Here is a 14,904-nt window from a genome sequence, read left to right as displayed (position 1 = left end):
CGTGTGCAAGGTGAAACCGGCGTCTGCCGCGAAGTGGCCGCGTGTCGCGTGCCTTCACGGCTGGCCGAACGCGATGTTAAGTCCGCCAACAGGCAACGTTCAGTGGGTGACGCCGCCCAGATCGCAGGAGGTGACCATACCAGAGCGATTATCACCGCGGAGCGGCGCGCTCCTGACATTGGCCGCGACCGCCGCCTCTTCGCGGTGCATCGGCCAGACAGGTCAATCGCAGGGTCATTTCACGCCCCGACGTAGCCCGCCAGGTGCTTGCCGGTCAGCGTGGAGCGGGCCGCGACCAGATCGGCGGGAGTGCCCTCGAAGACGATGCGGCCGCCGTCGTGTCCGGCACCTGGGCCGAGGTCGATGATCCAGTCGGCATGGGCCATGACCGCTTGGTGGTGTTCGATTACGATGACCGACTTTCCGGAGTCGACCAGCCCGTCGAGCAGGCCGAGCAACTGTTCGACGTCGGCCAGGTGAAGTCCGGTGGTTGGTTCGTCGAGCACGTAGACGCCGCCCTTCTCGGCCATGCGAGCGGCCAGCTTCAACCGCTGCCGCTCGCCGCCGGACAGCGTGGTGAGCGGCTGGCCGAGGCTGAGGTAGCCGAGCCCGACGTCGGCGAGCCGGTCGAGGATGGCCTGCGCGGCGGGGGTGCGCGCCACACCAGTGCCGAAGAATTCTGCCGCGTCTACTACGGGCATCTCCAGCACTTCGGCGATGTTGCGCCCGCCGAAGGTGTACTCGAGCACCGAGGCCTGGAACCGCTTGCCCTCGCAGTCCTCGCAGGTCGTCGAGACACCGGCCATGATCGCCAGGTCTGTGTAGACGACTCCGGCGCCGTTGCAATTGGGGCAGGCGCCTTCGGAGTTGGCGCTGAACAGCGCCGGCTTCACTCCGTTGGCCTTCGCGAAGGCGGTGCGGATCGGGTCGAGCAGGCCGGTGTACGTCGCCGGGTTGCTCCGGCGAGAGCCCTTGATCGGGGCCTGATCGACCGACACGACGCCCTCGCGGCCGGACACCGAGCCATCGATCAGCGAACTCTTTCCCGAGCCTGCGACGCCGGTCAGGACGACCAGCACGCCGAGCGGGATGTCGACGTCGATGTTCCGCAGGTTGTGCGCGTCGGCGCCGCGGATCTCCAGCGTCCCGGATGCCTTGCGCACCGAGGATTTCAGGCGCGCGCGGTCGTCCAGGTGCCGGCCGGTCAGCGTGTCGCTCGCGCGCAGCCCCGCCACGGTGCCCTCGAAGCAGACCGTGCCGCCAGCCGTGCCAGCTCCGGGGCCGAGGTCTACGACGTGGTCGCCGATCGCGATCGCCTCCGGCTTGTGCTCGACGACCAGCACCGTGTTGCCCTTATCGCGCAGCCGCAGCAGCAATTCGTTCATCCGCTGGATATCGTGCGGATGCAGGCCCACGGTCGGCTCGTCGAAAACGTACGTGACGTCGGTCAACGGCGAACCGAGGTGGCGGATCATCTTGACGCGCTGCGCCTCGCCGCCGGAGAGCGTGCTCGACGACCGGTCGAGCGAAAGGTAGCCCAGCCCGATCTCCACGAAGGAGTCGAGCGACTGCCCCAGCGAGGTCAGCAGCGGCGCGACTGACGGCTCGTCAAGCGCGCGCACCCACTCGGCCAAATCGCTGATCTGCATCGCGCAGGCGTCCGCGATGCTGACGCCCCTGATCTTCGAGGATCGAGCCGCCTCGCTGAGCCGGGTGCCGCCACAGTCGGGGCACGAGGTGAACGTGACCGCGCGTTCCACGAAGGCGCGCACGTGCGACTGCATCGACTCCTTTTCCTTGGACAGCATCGACTTCTGGATCCGCGGCACCAGACCCTCGTAGGTCATGTTGATGCCGGCGATCTTCATCCTGGTTGGCTCGTGATAGAGGAAGTCGTCCAGTTCCTTCTTGGTGAACTCGCGGATTGGCTTGTCCGCGTCGAAGAAGCCGGACTCGGCGTAGAGCCGGGTGTTCCAGCCGCCGCCGGTATAGCCGGGGACGGTGATCGCGCCCTCGCTGAGCGACTTGGACTGGTCGTAGAGCTGGGCCAGGTCGATGTCGGTTACCGCGCCCCGGCCCTCGCAGCGCGGGCACATGCCGCCGGTGATGCTGAACGCGCGGCGTTCCTTGACGGTCCTGCCGCCGCGCTCGAGAGTGACCGCGCCCGCGCCGCTGACCGAGGCGATATTGAACGAGAACGCCTTGGGCGAGCCGATGTGCGGCTTTCCGAGCCTGCTGAACAGGATGCGCAGCATCGCGTTGGCGTCGGTCGCGGTGCCGACCGTCGAGCGGATGTCCCCGCCCATGCGCTGCTGGTCCACGATGATCGCGGTGGTCAGCCCCTCGAGCACGTCCACCTCGGGACGCGCCAGCGTCGGCATGAAGCCCTGGACGAACGAGCTGTAGGTCTCGTTGATCAGCCGCTGGGACTCGGCCGCGATGGTGTCGAACACGAGCGAGCTCTTGCCGGATCCGGAGACGCCGGTGAACACGGTCAGCCGCCGCTTGGGGATCTCGACGCTGACATCCTTGAGGTTGTTCTCGCGCGCCCCGTGCACGCGGATCACCTCGTGGCTGTCCGCTCCGTGCGGTGCGGTCGAGTTCGTGTGCGTCTCCCTGGCCTTGCTCATCGTGTCTCCGTCTCTTGTGCATCGGCGCCTCTGCGATGCTACGAGCGGCCGGGGTGGCTTCGCTTCTCGATTCCTGACCTCAGGTCCACGGTGCAAAGCTCAAACGCCGATGACGGTCAACTCGACCTCGATCGTGTCGCCGAGCTCGACCGATTCGGCGCGGCGCACCGCGTCCTTGAGGGGCAGCACGTACCCGCCGTCCTTCGGGAACAGCGAAGTCTTCCAGGCGGTGCCGCCGAGCCGCACCTGTACCGGGATCATGCCCCAGCCGTACGTGACATCCGACGCCAGTGCCTGGATGTCCGCGGCCTGCTCCTCGGGGACCGTGACGAAGTGGAACGGCGCCGGACCGCGCCAGTGCCAGATCTCCCCAGTGAACTCGAATTCCACCAGACCCAGACCTCCCGCTCGACTCCTGCCCTATGCTTGCACCCGCCGGCGACATGTGCGCCGCTCAGGCGGGAGGGGCACGTGTTCGGGAGTGCATTGCGGCTGCGTTCTGCGGCCGCCTTCGGCGCAGCAGTCGCGGCGTTCGTAGCGTGCGCCACTGCGTGTGGCGGCGCGGGGCGAACTGAGCCAACGGCGCACTCGGCGACACCGGTCGCAGTGAGTACTAGCGCGAGTGCCTCGGCGGATTCGAGTCCGACGCCGTCACCCTCCGCGAGGGCGAATGCGGCCTCGCCGTCACCGACGCCGTCTTCGGTCCATTCACCGGCTGGGGCACATGGCGCGTCAGGCAGCTCGCCCAAGCCGGCCAAGACGACCGCACCCACTTCGCCGAAGCTCTATGCATCGCCGACAATCGCCTACGGTCAGATCGATTTCCTCTCACTGACCAGCGGCCGGTTGTGTGTGTCGATTCCGGTTACGGTCTCGGATCACGGCGACGGCCGCATCTATTCGATCGGGGTCTCCCTGGGCGTGGCGCAATGGCGCTTGCAAACAGGGAAGAGCACATTCCCGGTAGCTCCGCACTCGTCTCGCTCAGCAACCTTCACCGTGTGCACTTCGGGCTTCACACAGCCAGCGGGAGTCTGCTACTCGGTGTACGAGGGCGGCGTCGAATATTGGGGTGATCCCAACCCCGACATGGCCAGCATCGATGCAGTGACGCCTGGGACCGGATCCCTGTGCATTCCGCGCCAGCCGTAACACGCGGAAAGGCCCGGCTGTTGCCCGCCGGGCCTTCGCTGCGCCTTATCACTTCGCCGCTGCTGCTACTTCACCGAGCCGGCGGTGAGGCCGGAGACCACCTTGCGCTCGATGAGGGCGAACAGGACGATCACCGGGATCGTCGCGATGACCGAGCCCGCGAACAGGTGCTGCCAGTCCACCGAGTAGGCGCCGATGAAGTTGTTCAGGCCGACGGTCAGCGGCTCGTTGCTCGGCGTCGAGGTCAGCGTCAGCGCGACGATGAACTCGTTCCAGGCGGAGATGAACGTGAAGATCAGGGCCGTGACGATGCCGGGCAGCGCCAGCGGGATGATCACCTTGAACATCGCGCCGAGCCGGGTACAGCCGTCGACCAGCGCCGCCTCCTCCAGTTCCTTGGGGATGGCGCCGAAGTAGGCGTTGAGGATCCAGATCGCGAAGGCCATGTTGAAGCCCGCGTTGACCAGGATCAGCGCGGTCGGGTCGTCGATCATGCCGAGCTGGTTGAACTGGCCGAAGATGCCGACGACCAGGGCGGTCGGCTGGAACATCTGGGTGACCAGCACCAGCAGCAGGAAGACCGTGCGGCCGCGGAACCTGCGACGCGCCGTGTAGTACGCCGCGGGGGTCGCCACGAGCAGCACCAGGGCCGTCGCGCCGCCGGCGACCATCAGCGAGACCCGCAGGTTCGAGCCGATGCCGGTGGACCACAGCGAGGTGAAGTTGGACCAGGCGAAGTGGTGCGGGATGTAGTTCGCGTCCAGCAGTTCCTTCGGCGGGCGCAGCGCGGTCAGCGCCATCTCGAGGTAAGGCAGGATGAAGATCAGGGCCACGACATACGCCGCGGCGGCCAGGATGACGGTGCGCAGCCTCGGCGGCTTGCGGCGGGACTGTGGCGAGCGGGCGCTGTCGGGGACGGTCCGCGCGGCGGCGGGGGCGGTGGTCGCGGCCATGCTCAGGCCACCTCCTTCTTCCAGTTGCTGACCCGCAGGAACACCAGCACCATCACGATGATCACGGCGAAGTTCACCACCGACATCGACGCGGACTCGCCGATGAAGTTCTGCTTGAGGTTGAACATGTAGACGGTCGAGGTGTTCGTCTCGTAGCCGGGCCCGCCCCGGGTCATCTCCCAGATGATCGGGAACGAGTTGAACACGTTCATCACGTTGATCAGGGTCGCGACCAGGATCGCGGGGCGCAGCAGCGGCAGCGTGATGGCGAAGTAGGTGCGCACGTGCGACGCGCCGTCGATCTTCGCCGCCTCATACACCTCGCCGGGGATCGTCTGCAGCCCGGCCAGGATCGTGTAGGTGGCGAACGGGACCGAGACGAACACTGCTACCGCGATCATCCATAGGAACGCGGCGTCGGGGCGGCCGAGCCAGTCGGCCTGGCTGGTGCCGAGCTTGGAGATCAGGCCGAGATCGCGCAGCAGCAGGTTGATCGCGCCGGTGTTCGGGTCGAGCATCCAGCGGAAGATGATCGCGGTCATCATCACCGACGCGGCCCACGGCGCGATCAGCGCCCAGCGCGCGATGCGCCGGCCGGGGAAGCGCTGGTTGAACAGCTGCGCCACGCCGAGCGAGATCGTCATGGTCAGGCCGACCACCGCGACGACCCAGATGACGCTGCGCACCATGATCGGGCCGAAGTTCGGGTCCTGGAACAGCTTGGTGTAGTTCTTGAATCCGGCCGAGCCGAGCAGGAAGCCGTCCGGGCTGTAGTGCTGGAACGAGATCCGGAACATCTCGTAGACCGGCCAGATCACCGCGAAGGCGATCAGTGCGACGGCGGGGCCGACCCAGCCGAGAGGGGCCGCGGCTCGGCCGAGCCGCCGCAGCGGAAGGTTGGAGGATAGTGACATGGGTCTCTCCGCCGAGTTCGGGAAGGGCCTGGGCGGCCGGGCGGTCGGTCGGCAAGTGCGTCCCGCCGGACGGCTTGCCGCGCCGGACGCACCGTGCGGGTGCGTCCGGCGCGGCGCCGGTGGAGCCATCGTTCCGGAGCGCGATACATCAGGAGCCTGATGTATCAGGGGCCTTCGGGTCCCGGCCGAGCGCGCCGCCCGCGCCGAGGGGAACGCGGCCGGGACCCGAAGCTTTGGCGGCCTCGTCCTTACTGGCCGGAGGTGGCGGTCTGCTGGATCTGGCCGAGCACCGACTTGGGGTCGCCGGTGATCGCGGTGCCGATCTGCTTCTGGATCGCGGTCAGCACCGTGCTCCAGTTGGCCTGCGAGCTCGGGTACAGCGTCGCGGTGCCCAGGTTCTTCACGAAGCCGGCGAACTGCGGGTTGCTGGACATGCTGTTGGTCGCCGAGGTGGTGGCCGGCAGCAGGTCGTACTCGTTGTCGAAGGCCAGCTGGTTCTGGTCGTTGTAGGCGAAGTCGAGGAAGGACTTGATCGCGGCCTGGTGGTTGTTGTTGTTCAGCGCGACGACGTAGTCCGCGACGCCCACGGTCGAGGTCAGCGGGGCGCTCTTGCCGGGAACCGCGATCACGCCGTAGTCGGAGCTCTGCAGCACGCCGGCCTTCTGGATGATCGGGATCAGCGCCGGGGAGCCGTTGATCATGCCGACGTTGCCCTGCGCGAACTGCTGCCACAGGTCGGTGCGGTTCTTGGTGGCCGGGTCCGGCTCGGTGGCGCCGGACTTCACCAGGCCCTGCAGGTACTGGTAGGTGGCGATGTTCGCAGCCGAGTTGATCGCGTATTTGCCCGAGGCGTCGGTCAGGCCGCCGCCGTTGCCGAGGAACCACAGCAGCGACTCGGCCTGGGCCTCCTCGGAGCCGAGCGGCAGGCCGAAGCCGGTCTTGCCGGTCTTCGTCGCGATGGTCTGCGCGTCGGCCTTCAGCTGGTCCCAGGTGGTCGGCGGGGTGGTGATTCCGGCCTGGGTGAACAGCTTCTTGTTGTAGAACATGGCGCGCGACGAGGTGGTCCACGGTATGCCGTACTCGGTACCGCTGACCTCGCCGGCCTTGCCGAAGATCGGGTTGATGTTCGAGAGCGTCGAGGCGTCGAGGACGTCAGAGGCCTTGTACGCGATGCCGTCCTGGACGTACTGCGCGTAGGTCAGGCCTTCCAGGACATCCGGGTACTGCTTGTTCTGGATCATCGTCTGGACCTTGGAGCTCAGGTCGTTCCAGTCGATGGTCTGCACCTGGACGGTGACGTTCGGGTTCGACTTGTGGAAGGCGTCGGCCACAGCCTGCCAGTAGGTCTGCGAGGAGTTCGACGCGCCGGTGCCGTAATCGGCCGCGACCAGCTTGATGGTGACGGCGCCGGAGGCCGAGCCACCCGAGGAGGAGGATTTCGACGAGCTGCTACAGGCGGCGAGCGCCAGCGTTGCGCTGAGCCCGAGGACCGCCGCAGCCGCGAGACGTTGCTTCATGGGGATGCCTTTCACCGAAGGTGGCGTCAGTCCGGACCGGGAGGGAGATGGAGCGCCGAATTTTCCGGAGTGCGGTCACCGTAGGCCTGCCGGTTCGGTCTGGTCTAGACCAGAAGGCGGACCGGTCTATACCAGTTATCAAACTGTGACCTTTGGCCGAAGCCTGTGCGACCGGTTGGTGAAGGGCGGTGCGGATCCACTGTCGAGATCCACTGTCGAGATCCACCGCGCGGTGACAGTGCGGCGACGAATTGCCGAGCATGACGACGGCGCGGCGCCCGGCCGTAGAGCCGAGTGCCGCGCCGTGCCGCAGCGCAGGTCAGATGACGTGAGTCAGCGCAGAGCGGCCAGATCTTGCGCTAGTGCCTGGAAGGCCCGAGTGCGATGCGAGATCGCGTTCTTCTCATCGGCCGGCATCTCGGCAGTGGTCCGCTCGTAGCCGTCCGGGAGGAAGATCGGGTCGTAACCGAAGCCGTTGGCGCCGCGCGGGGCGTGCAGCAACGTGCCGTCGATCCGGCCCTCGCGCACGACCCGGGTTCCGTCGGGGAGGGCGAGCGCGGCCGCGCAGGCGAAGTGCGCCTGCCGATGTTCGTCCGCGATGTCGGCGAGCTGAGCGAGCAACAGCTCCAGGTTCGCCCTGTCCTCGCCGTGCTTCCCAGCCCAGCGAGCGGAGAAGATGCCGGGCGCGCCACCGAGCACGTCGACGCAGAGCCCTGAATCGTCGGCGATGGCGGGCAGCCCGGTGCGGCTCGCCACATCCACGGCCTTCAGCAGCGCGTTCTCGGCAAAGGTCACGCCGGTTTCGGCCACGTCGGGCAGGTCCGGGAACTCGGCGACGCCGAGCAGTTCGACCTCCACGCCCGTCGCCGCGAGGATCGCGCGCAGCTCATCGATCTTGTGCTTGTTGCGCGTAGCGAGCACCACCCGCGGCGCGTCACTCACAGCCCGAGCGCCTTGCGCTGAATGGCCGTCAGATCGCCGCAGCCGGCCGCCGCCAGGTCGAGCAGCGCGGTCAGCTCCGCGCGGTCGAAGGGCGCGCCCTCGGCTGTGCCCTGCACTTCGACGAAGCGGCCGTCGCCGGTGCAAACCACGTTCATGTCGGTTTCCGCGCGCACGTCCTCCTCGTAGCAGAGGTCGAGCATGGGCACGCCGCCGACGATGCCCACGGACACCGCCGCGACCGAGCCGGTCAGTGGCTCCTTGCCGCCGCGCAGCGAGCCGTTCTTCTTCAGCCAAGCCACCGCGTCCGCGAGCGCGACGTACGCGCCGGTGATCGCCGCCGTGCGCGTGCCACCGTCCGCCTGAAGCACGTCGCAGTCCAGCACGATCGTGTTCTCACCGAGCGCCTTGTAGTCCACCACGGCCCGGATCGCCCGGCCGACCAGGCGCGAGATCTCGTGCGTGCGCCCGCCGATGCGGCCCTTCACCGACTCGCGGTCGGACCGGTCGTGGGTCGCGCGCGGCAGCATCGCGTACTCGGCAGTGACCCAGCCAAGGCCGGAACCCTTGCGCCAGCGCGGCACGCCCTCGGTCACCGACGCGGCGCACAACACGCGAGTACGGCCGAACTCGACAAGCACCGAGCCCTCGGCGTGGTCGAGCCAGTCGCGGGTGATGGTCACCGGGCGCAACTGGTCGGCGCAGCGGCCATCGCCGCGGCCGCCGGACGCGGCATCCGATCTCGAAGCAGGGTTCGAAGCAGCGTTCGATAAAGGGCCGGTCGAAGGCTGCCTGGCAGCGGGGGAAGATCCCTGGGTCATGAGTCGAGCGTAGTCGCCGCGGAGACCCGGCTCAGTTCGGGTCCGAGAAAACGGCGTCCGATCTCCTTGAACCGTTCCGGGTCGCCGGTGGTGTGGAACTCGTGCACCGGCGCGGGCAGCGACTCGTCACGCATGAGGCCGAGCTTGGCCAGCCGCCGGTAGACGTCCTTCGCGGTCTCCTCGGCGCTGGAGATCAGCGTGACCCCCTCGCCCATGACGTACGAGATCACACCGGTGAGCAGCGGGTAGTGCGTGCACCCGAGGATGAGTGTGTCGACTCCGGCCGCGGCGACCGGGTCGAGATACTCGCTCGCGACCTTGATCAGCTCCTCGCCGCCGGTGACCCCGTCCTCGACGAACTCGACGAAGCGCGGGCAGGCCTGCGTGGTGAGCTTGATGTGCGGGGCGGCGGCGAAGGCGTCCTCGTACGACTCAGAGGTCTTGGTCGCCTGGGTGCAGATCACGCCGACTTGGCTGTTGCGGGTGGCGGCCACGGCGCGGCGGGTCGCCGGGTGAATCACCTCGATCACCGGGACCGCGTAGCGCTCGCGGGCGTCACGTAGCACCGCGGAGCTGGCCGAGTTGCACGCGATGACGAGCATCTTCACGCCCTGATCCACCAGCGTGTCCAGGCATTCGAGCGAGTATTTGCGAACGTCGGCGATCAACTTGGTGCCGTACGGCTGCCGCGCGGTATCGCCGAGGTAAAGGATCGGCTCGTGCGGCAACTGGTCGAGGACGGCACGAGCGACGGTCAGTCCGCCGTAGCCGCTGTCGAAGATTCCGATCGGTGCGTCAGCCACCGGGAAACCATAACCGCAGAAGGGCCGGCTTTAACGCGCGCATGGCGAAAGACGCGTGCGACCCTACGCCCACAACTGGCCTTCGAGCCGGTCGCCGGCCTCGTCGAGGGTGCCTTCGTAGGCGCCGGTGGACAGGTACTTCCAGCCGCCGTCCGCGACGATGAACGCGATGTCGGCACGCTCGCCGGACTGCGCGGCCTTGCGGGCGATGCCGAGCGCGGCGTGCAGCGCGCAGCCGGTGGAGATTCCGGCGAAGATGCCTTCGACCTCGAGCAGTTGCCGGGTGCGGCGTAGCGCGTCGGTCGAGCCGACCGAATAACGGGTCGTCAGAACCGACTCGTCGTACAGCTCGGGGACGAAGCCCTCGTCCAGGTTGCGCAGCCCGTAGATCAGATCGTCGTAGCGCGGCTCGGCGGCCACGATCTGAATGCCCGGCACCTTTTCGCGCAGATACCGGCCGACGCCCATCAGCGTGCCGGTGGTGCCCAGGCCCGCGACGAAGTGCGTGATGGTGGGCAGGTCCTCGAGCAGTTCCGGGCCGGTGCCCGCGTAGTGCGCGCCGGAGTTGGCCGGATTGCCGTACTGGTAGAGCATCACCCAGTCCGGGTGCTGCGCCGCGAGACCCTTGGCGACGCGAACCGCCTCGTTCGAGCCGCCCGCCGCCGGGGAGGGGATGATTTCCGCGCCCCACATGCGCAGCAGCTGGCGACGCTCCTCGCTGGTGTTCTCGGGCATCACGCAGATCAGCCGGTAGCCCTTGAGCTTGGCCGCCATCGCCAGCGCGATGCCGGTGTTTCCGCTGGTCGGCTCGAGAATGGTGGCTCCGGGGGCGAGCCGGCCCTGAGCCTCGGCGGCCTCGATCATGGCCAGGGCGGGGCGGTCCTTGACCGATCCGGTGGGGTTGCGGTCCTCGAGCTTCGCCCAGATGCGCACGTCGGGGCTCGGGGAGAGCTTGGGAAGACCGACCAGGGGCGTGTGCCCGAGCGAGTCGAGCAGCGAGTCGTAGCGCATCGTCTCGGTTAGCGCGCGCCGCCGGCTACCGCCGGGAGCACGGTGACCGCGTCGCCGTCGGCCAGCGGAGTGGTCAGTCCGCCGGTGAAGCGCACGTCCTCGTCGTTCAGGTACACGTTCACGAAGCGGCGCAGCTCGCCGTTCTCGATCAGCCGGTCGCCGATGCCGGGGTGCCGCTGGTCGAGGTCGGTGATCAGCTCGCGCAGCGTGCCGCCCTCGGCCTCGACGCGCTTGGCGCCGTCGGTGTAGGTGCGCAGGATGGTCGGGATAGAGACCTGGACGGCCATGAATTCAGCTCCTGGACGGTATCGGCTCTTGGCGCGTTGGCGGCCATGGGCACACCAGGCAACGCCAGAACCAATGCTATCGATTCCCGCCCAGGCGGCCGTTCGGTGCTCGCAGTGTGGTCAGCGGCGTGGACAGCAGTGTGGTCAGGAGTTCGCCCACGGCGCCGGGCCGCCGCCGGAGGAGTGCATGAGCGCGAGGAACACCGTGACCAGCGTCAGCCAGCGGGTCATCGGGTTGCGTGGCAGCAGCGCCAGGACGACCCAGGCCAGCGCGGCGTACCAGGGCAGCGACCAGGGCGCCACCACGATCCAGGCGAAGCAGAGCGCGAACGGCACGGTGACCATGGCCGGCTGGTCCGGGGAGAACCGCCGGTAGATCAGCACCGCGACCACGATCATGAGGATCGGCCAGAGGATCGAGGTGGCGGCCGAACCGATGCTCTGCCCCAGATCCCCGTGCCCGAACACGGCGAAGACGCCCTGCAAAGCCAGCTGGAACGCCCGCCACGGCGAGGGGGTGGCCACCAGGCTGGAGGCGGTGAGCAGCTGCTTGAGCGCGTGCAAGCCGTAGAACGAGTAGAAGAACACCACGGAGCCCACGCCGCCGATCGCCAGCCGCGCGAGGTTCCACCAGTCGCGCCGCATCGCCAGCGCCCAGGCGAGGCCCGCGCCGACCAGCCCGGCGTTGATCTTGAAGGCGCAGGCGATGCCGACCGCGAGCCCGGCCGCGAGGTAGCGCCAGCCCTGCGTGCCGCGCCGGGCGATCTGCACGCCGACCACCACCGCGGCGGCCGCGTAGGTGTCCAGGTGGCCGCCCGCGACGAGCTGCTGGATCAGCACCGGGTTGGCGACCCACATCAGCGAGGCGCGGACCGGGTCGTCCGCCGTTTTCAGCAGGAAGTAGCCGACACCAAGGAAGACCGCCCCGTTGAAGATCATCAGGTAGTGCACGGTCGAGCCGGGGCTCAAGCCGCCCAGCCAGGCCGCGAGCTGCTGCACCCAGGTGGCCATCGGCCCGTATACGGAGGGGGTGCGGGTCCACATCGGCCCGACCGACCGTGTGTACGGGTTCTGCTGGCCGAGGATGTCCGGGCCGTTCGTATACGGATCGAAGCCGTGATTGGCCACATGCCCGTAAGCCGCGTAGCTGGCCGCATCCGAGGAGCCGACCGGGGTGATGTTCACCATCACCGCGACGATCGCGCTCACCGCGAGGAACAGGTGCCGCGGATTCGGCCGCCAGCCGCGGCTGTTCGCCCACAGCAGCCCGGCCAGGCCGAGGCACTGCAGCACGATCGCCAGGTACGTCAGCGGGAAGGAGACGAACCAGGGCAGCTGCCAGAGGTGCCCGGACAGCGGCAGGACCAGCGGCTTGAGGTTGGCCGGGTCGCCGGTGTAGTTCGGCGGCAGCGTGTTGAAGTTCGGCGACAGGACACCGACGAGCATGATCAGCAGCAGACCCGCCAGCGAGACGCCGACCGCCACCCGTGGCGTGGCCAAGGTCGATCCGGCCAGTCGGTAGATGAACTCGATGAGTTCGCTGATCAGGCGGCGCGGCCCGGCCGACCTCGCGTTGCGCGGCGAGCGCTCGTCGAGCGGTCCGGGCAGCACACTCGGCGAGGTGGCGGTCCCGCCTCCTGGCCGCGCGGCCGATTCGCTCATCGCTCCCTCACACGTCCCCGCGACCCGCCGGATCCACGGTCGAGACCCGCGCGTGATGATAGTCCCTACGTGGTTGAGGCGCTCCTGGGTTCTGCGCCGGCTGGTGCCTGGCCGGCCCCCGCGGGCTGCAGGGCGACCAGGTCACCCTCGGGTTCCGCGATCGCGTCGGCTTCGGCGGTTGCGCCCGCCGTGGACCGCGCTCCGAGCAACTCGCCTGCCGCCGAGTCGGTCGGCTGCGGCCGCGTCGGTTCGTCCGCCACCGCTGTGGTCGCCGACCACAGCTTGCGCAGGGCGATGATCGTCGCCGCCAGCAGGACCAGGTTGCGTGCGGCCACCACCGCGGTGCCGAGGAATCCGTGGTGCATGACCTGAAGGAACAGGATCGGGAATTCCAGCTGGCTGACCAGGGTGCAGGCCATCACCATGCGCGCCGGCAGCGCCATCAGGGTGCCGCGACGCCCGCCGATCTCGTTGATCTGCGCGCTTTTCTTAGGTGTTGCCTCGGCGAGGCAGAGCGCGGACAGGCCGATCAGCCAGATCAGGTACTGCGGGCTGAGCACCCGGCTGGTGACCACCATGACCAGCAGCACGGTGAACCCGGCGTCGTACATCAGCGCCGGTGACCAGCGCTCCGGGTGGAAGCGCCGCAGCCGCCACCACAGCACGATGCCGAACCCGAGCAGCGTGGTCAGGATCGCGCCGGAGGCCACCAGGCTGGTGCCGGGCCCGGCGAGCTGGAAGTTGCCGTCCTCGTGCACCGTGCTGACCGGGTAGCCGAACCAGGAGGCGATCATGAACGGCGAGGCGAACACGGCCTCGACCTCGATGCCCCGGCTGGACTGATGGCCGAGGAAGGACAGCGCCCCGGAGAGCCCCGCGGCCAGCAGCCCGCAGATCACCACGACGCCGACGATCGCCGAGACCACCGCCCGCGCGCCGCGCCTGCCGCCCGGCAGCCCCGCGAGCAGCACCACCGGCCAGACCTTCACCACGGCGCCGAGCCCGAGCAGGACGCCGCGCAGGCTCCAGGTCCACTTGTCGGCCTGCTCCGGCGTGCGTCGGCCGACCGCTTTGACCGTCCCGATCATGCCGCCCACGGCCAGCGCGGTGACGATGACGTCGTACCGCATGAACAGGATGGGCCCGAGCGCGAAGCCGCCGAGCACCCACGCCCACACGCCGGACAGGTGCGGCTCTCGGCCGGTCTCCGCCGAGATCCGGTCCGCCTGCCCGATCAGCAGCGCGAACACCACGGCGTCCGCGGCCAGCGCGAAGAAGAAGAAAGAGTTGACGTACCCGATGCCCACGTGCGCGATCAGCTTCGGAAAGAGCATCACCAGCGCGGCGGCCGGAGGGTACTGCCACTGCGGATCGCTCGACGGGAACGATCCGTGGACCATCGTGTTGGCCCAGCCGTTGTAGATGTTCACGTCGCCGATCACCGCGCCGCGTGAGAAGTACGGCATGGCCTGCAGCGACCAGAGCATCAGCAGGAAACGCGACCCGGCCCACCAGAACGAGACGCGTCGGTACCGCGGCGCGAAGACGGGCGCCGAGGCGAGCCGGCGCGCGGCGCTCGTCCCTGGGCTCGTCTCTGAATTCAACTCTCGCTCATTCCTCCGTGGTCACCGGCGGTCCGGCCGTTGGCTGGCGGGGCGCGTCCGCGTCCCGGCACCGCCCCAGTCGATGGTACGGGCGGCAATCGGGGTAAATCGGCCCCGTACCGGGCTCAGGACGGGACCGTTGCCGAACCGTCATGCATGATTCGCCACGCGGAAAGCCGGGCGGCGGCTGCCCGGCTACCCGACGACGACCTCTTCCTCCGAGACGACTGCGTCCACGATCCGGAACGAGCGAAACTGAAACTCGCCGAGGCCGTCCGCGTCACGGGTGGAGACCAGCACGTAGTGCGCGTTCGGTTCCGAGGCGTAAGAGATGTCCGTGCGCGACGGGTACGCCTCGGTGGAGGAGTGCGAGTGGTAGATGACAACCGGTTCCTCGTCGCGGTCGTCCATCTCGCGGTACAGCTTCAGCAGATCGGCCGAGTCGAACTCGTAGAACGTGGGCGAGCGCGCCGCGTTGGCCATCGGGATGAACCGCTCGGGCCGGTCCGAGCCGGCCGGTCCGGCGACCACGCCGCAGGCCTCGTCGGGGTGGTCGGCGCGGGCGTGCTCGACGATCGCGTCGTAGATGGCCTTGTCGATGGTCAACACGG

General features: G+C 68.4%; 13 protein-coding genes. All 13 read right to left on the bottom strand.

The features are described from left to right. Positions 1 to 239: 239 nt before the first annotated feature. Positions 240 to 2,630 carry an excinuclease ABC subunit UvrA gene (locus tag VN779_RS07660; protein ID WP_325721588.1) on the bottom strand — a complete coding sequence of 797 codons (2,391 nt, stop codon included), beginning with the start codon at positions 2,628 to 2,630 and terminating at the stop codon, positions 240 to 242. A 99-nt stretch (positions 2,631 to 2,729) separates the two neighbouring features. Further along, on the bottom strand, positions 2,730 to 3,020 hold the full coding sequence (locus tag VN779_RS07655) for a DUF1905 domain-containing protein (protein ID WP_325721586.1): 291 nt from the start codon (positions 3,018 to 3,020) through the stop codon (positions 2,730 to 2,732). An 827-nt stretch (positions 3,021 to 3,847) separates the two neighbouring features. Next, a complete protein-coding gene (locus VN779_RS07650) occupies positions 3,848 to 4,735 on the bottom strand; it encodes a carbohydrate ABC transporter permease (protein WP_325721584.1) in 888 nt (295 codons plus the stop codon). Between the two features lie 2 nt (positions 4,736 to 4,737). After that, positions 4,738 to 5,649 (bottom strand): sugar ABC transporter permease, encoded by a 912-nt coding sequence (locus tag VN779_RS07645; protein ID WP_325721582.1) that lies wholly within the window; start codon positions 5,647 to 5,649, stop codon positions 4,738 to 4,740. A gap of 248 nt (positions 5,650 to 5,897) precedes the next feature. Then, positions 5,898 to 7,166 carry an extracellular solute-binding protein gene (locus VN779_RS07640; protein ID WP_325721580.1) on the bottom strand — a complete coding sequence of 423 codons (1,269 nt, stop codon included), beginning with the start codon at positions 7,164 to 7,166 and terminating at the stop codon, positions 5,898 to 5,900. A gap of 333 nt (positions 7,167 to 7,499) precedes the next feature. Beyond that, positions 7,500 to 8,108, bottom strand: a complete 609-nt coding sequence (locus VN779_RS07635) for an XTP/dITP diphosphatase (RefSeq protein ID WP_325721578.1) — start codon at positions 8,106 to 8,108, stop codon at positions 7,500 to 7,502. Then, a complete protein-coding gene (gene rph / locus VN779_RS07630) occupies positions 8,105 to 8,926 on the bottom strand; it encodes a ribonuclease PH (RefSeq protein WP_325721576.1) in 822 nt (273 codons plus the stop codon). The genes VN779_RS07635 and rph overlap by 4 nt, the downstream gene beginning before the upstream one ends. Then, positions 8,923 to 9,729 (bottom strand): glutamate racemase, encoded by an 807-nt coding sequence (gene murI / locus VN779_RS07625; protein WP_325721574.1) that lies wholly within the window; start codon positions 9,727 to 9,729, stop codon positions 8,923 to 8,925. Before murI ends, rph begins: the two co-directional genes overlap by 4 nt. 63 nt (positions 9,730 to 9,792) lie before the next feature. Beyond that, positions 9,793 to 10,740 (bottom strand): cysteine synthase, encoded by a 948-nt coding sequence (locus VN779_RS07620; RefSeq protein ID WP_325721572.1) that lies wholly within the window; start codon positions 10,738 to 10,740, stop codon positions 9,793 to 9,795. Positions 10,741 to 10,748: 8 nt separating this feature from the next. Beyond that, the gene (locus VN779_RS07615) at positions 10,749 to 11,027 is read right to left on the bottom strand and encodes a MoaD/ThiS family protein (protein ID WP_325721570.1); all 279 of its coding nucleotides are present in this window, start codon (positions 11,025 to 11,027) and stop codon (positions 10,749 to 10,751) included. A gap of 144 nt (positions 11,028 to 11,171) precedes the next feature. Beyond that, positions 11,172 to 12,689, bottom strand: coding sequence for a polyprenol phosphomannose-dependent alpha 1,6 mannosyltransferase MptB (mptB, locus tag VN779_RS07610; RefSeq protein WP_325721568.1), 1,518 nt, complete (start codon positions 12,687 to 12,689; stop codon positions 11,172 to 11,174). A 65-nt stretch (positions 12,690 to 12,754) separates the two neighbouring features. Beyond that, on the bottom strand, positions 12,755 to 14,293 hold the full coding sequence (locus VN779_RS07605) for a glycosyltransferase 87 family protein (protein ID WP_325721566.1): 1,539 nt from the start codon (positions 14,291 to 14,293) through the stop codon (positions 12,755 to 12,757). 195 nt (positions 14,294 to 14,488) lie between these two features. Beyond that, the gene (locus VN779_RS07600; protein WP_325721564.1) at positions 14,489 to 14,902 is read right to left on the bottom strand and encodes a M67 family metallopeptidase; all 414 of its coding nucleotides are present in this window, start codon (positions 14,900 to 14,902) and stop codon (positions 14,489 to 14,491) included. Positions 14,903 to 14,904: the final 2 nt, after the last annotated feature.

It is taken from the genome of Actinocrinis sp., assembly GCF_035605935.1.
In the GTDB taxonomy this organism is placed as follows: Bacteria; Actinomycetota; Actinomycetes; order Streptomycetales; family Catenulisporaceae; genus Actinocrinis.
The sequence above is the reverse complement of the archived record's forward strand: the minus strand, read 5'-3'. Positions and strand labels throughout refer to the sequence as shown.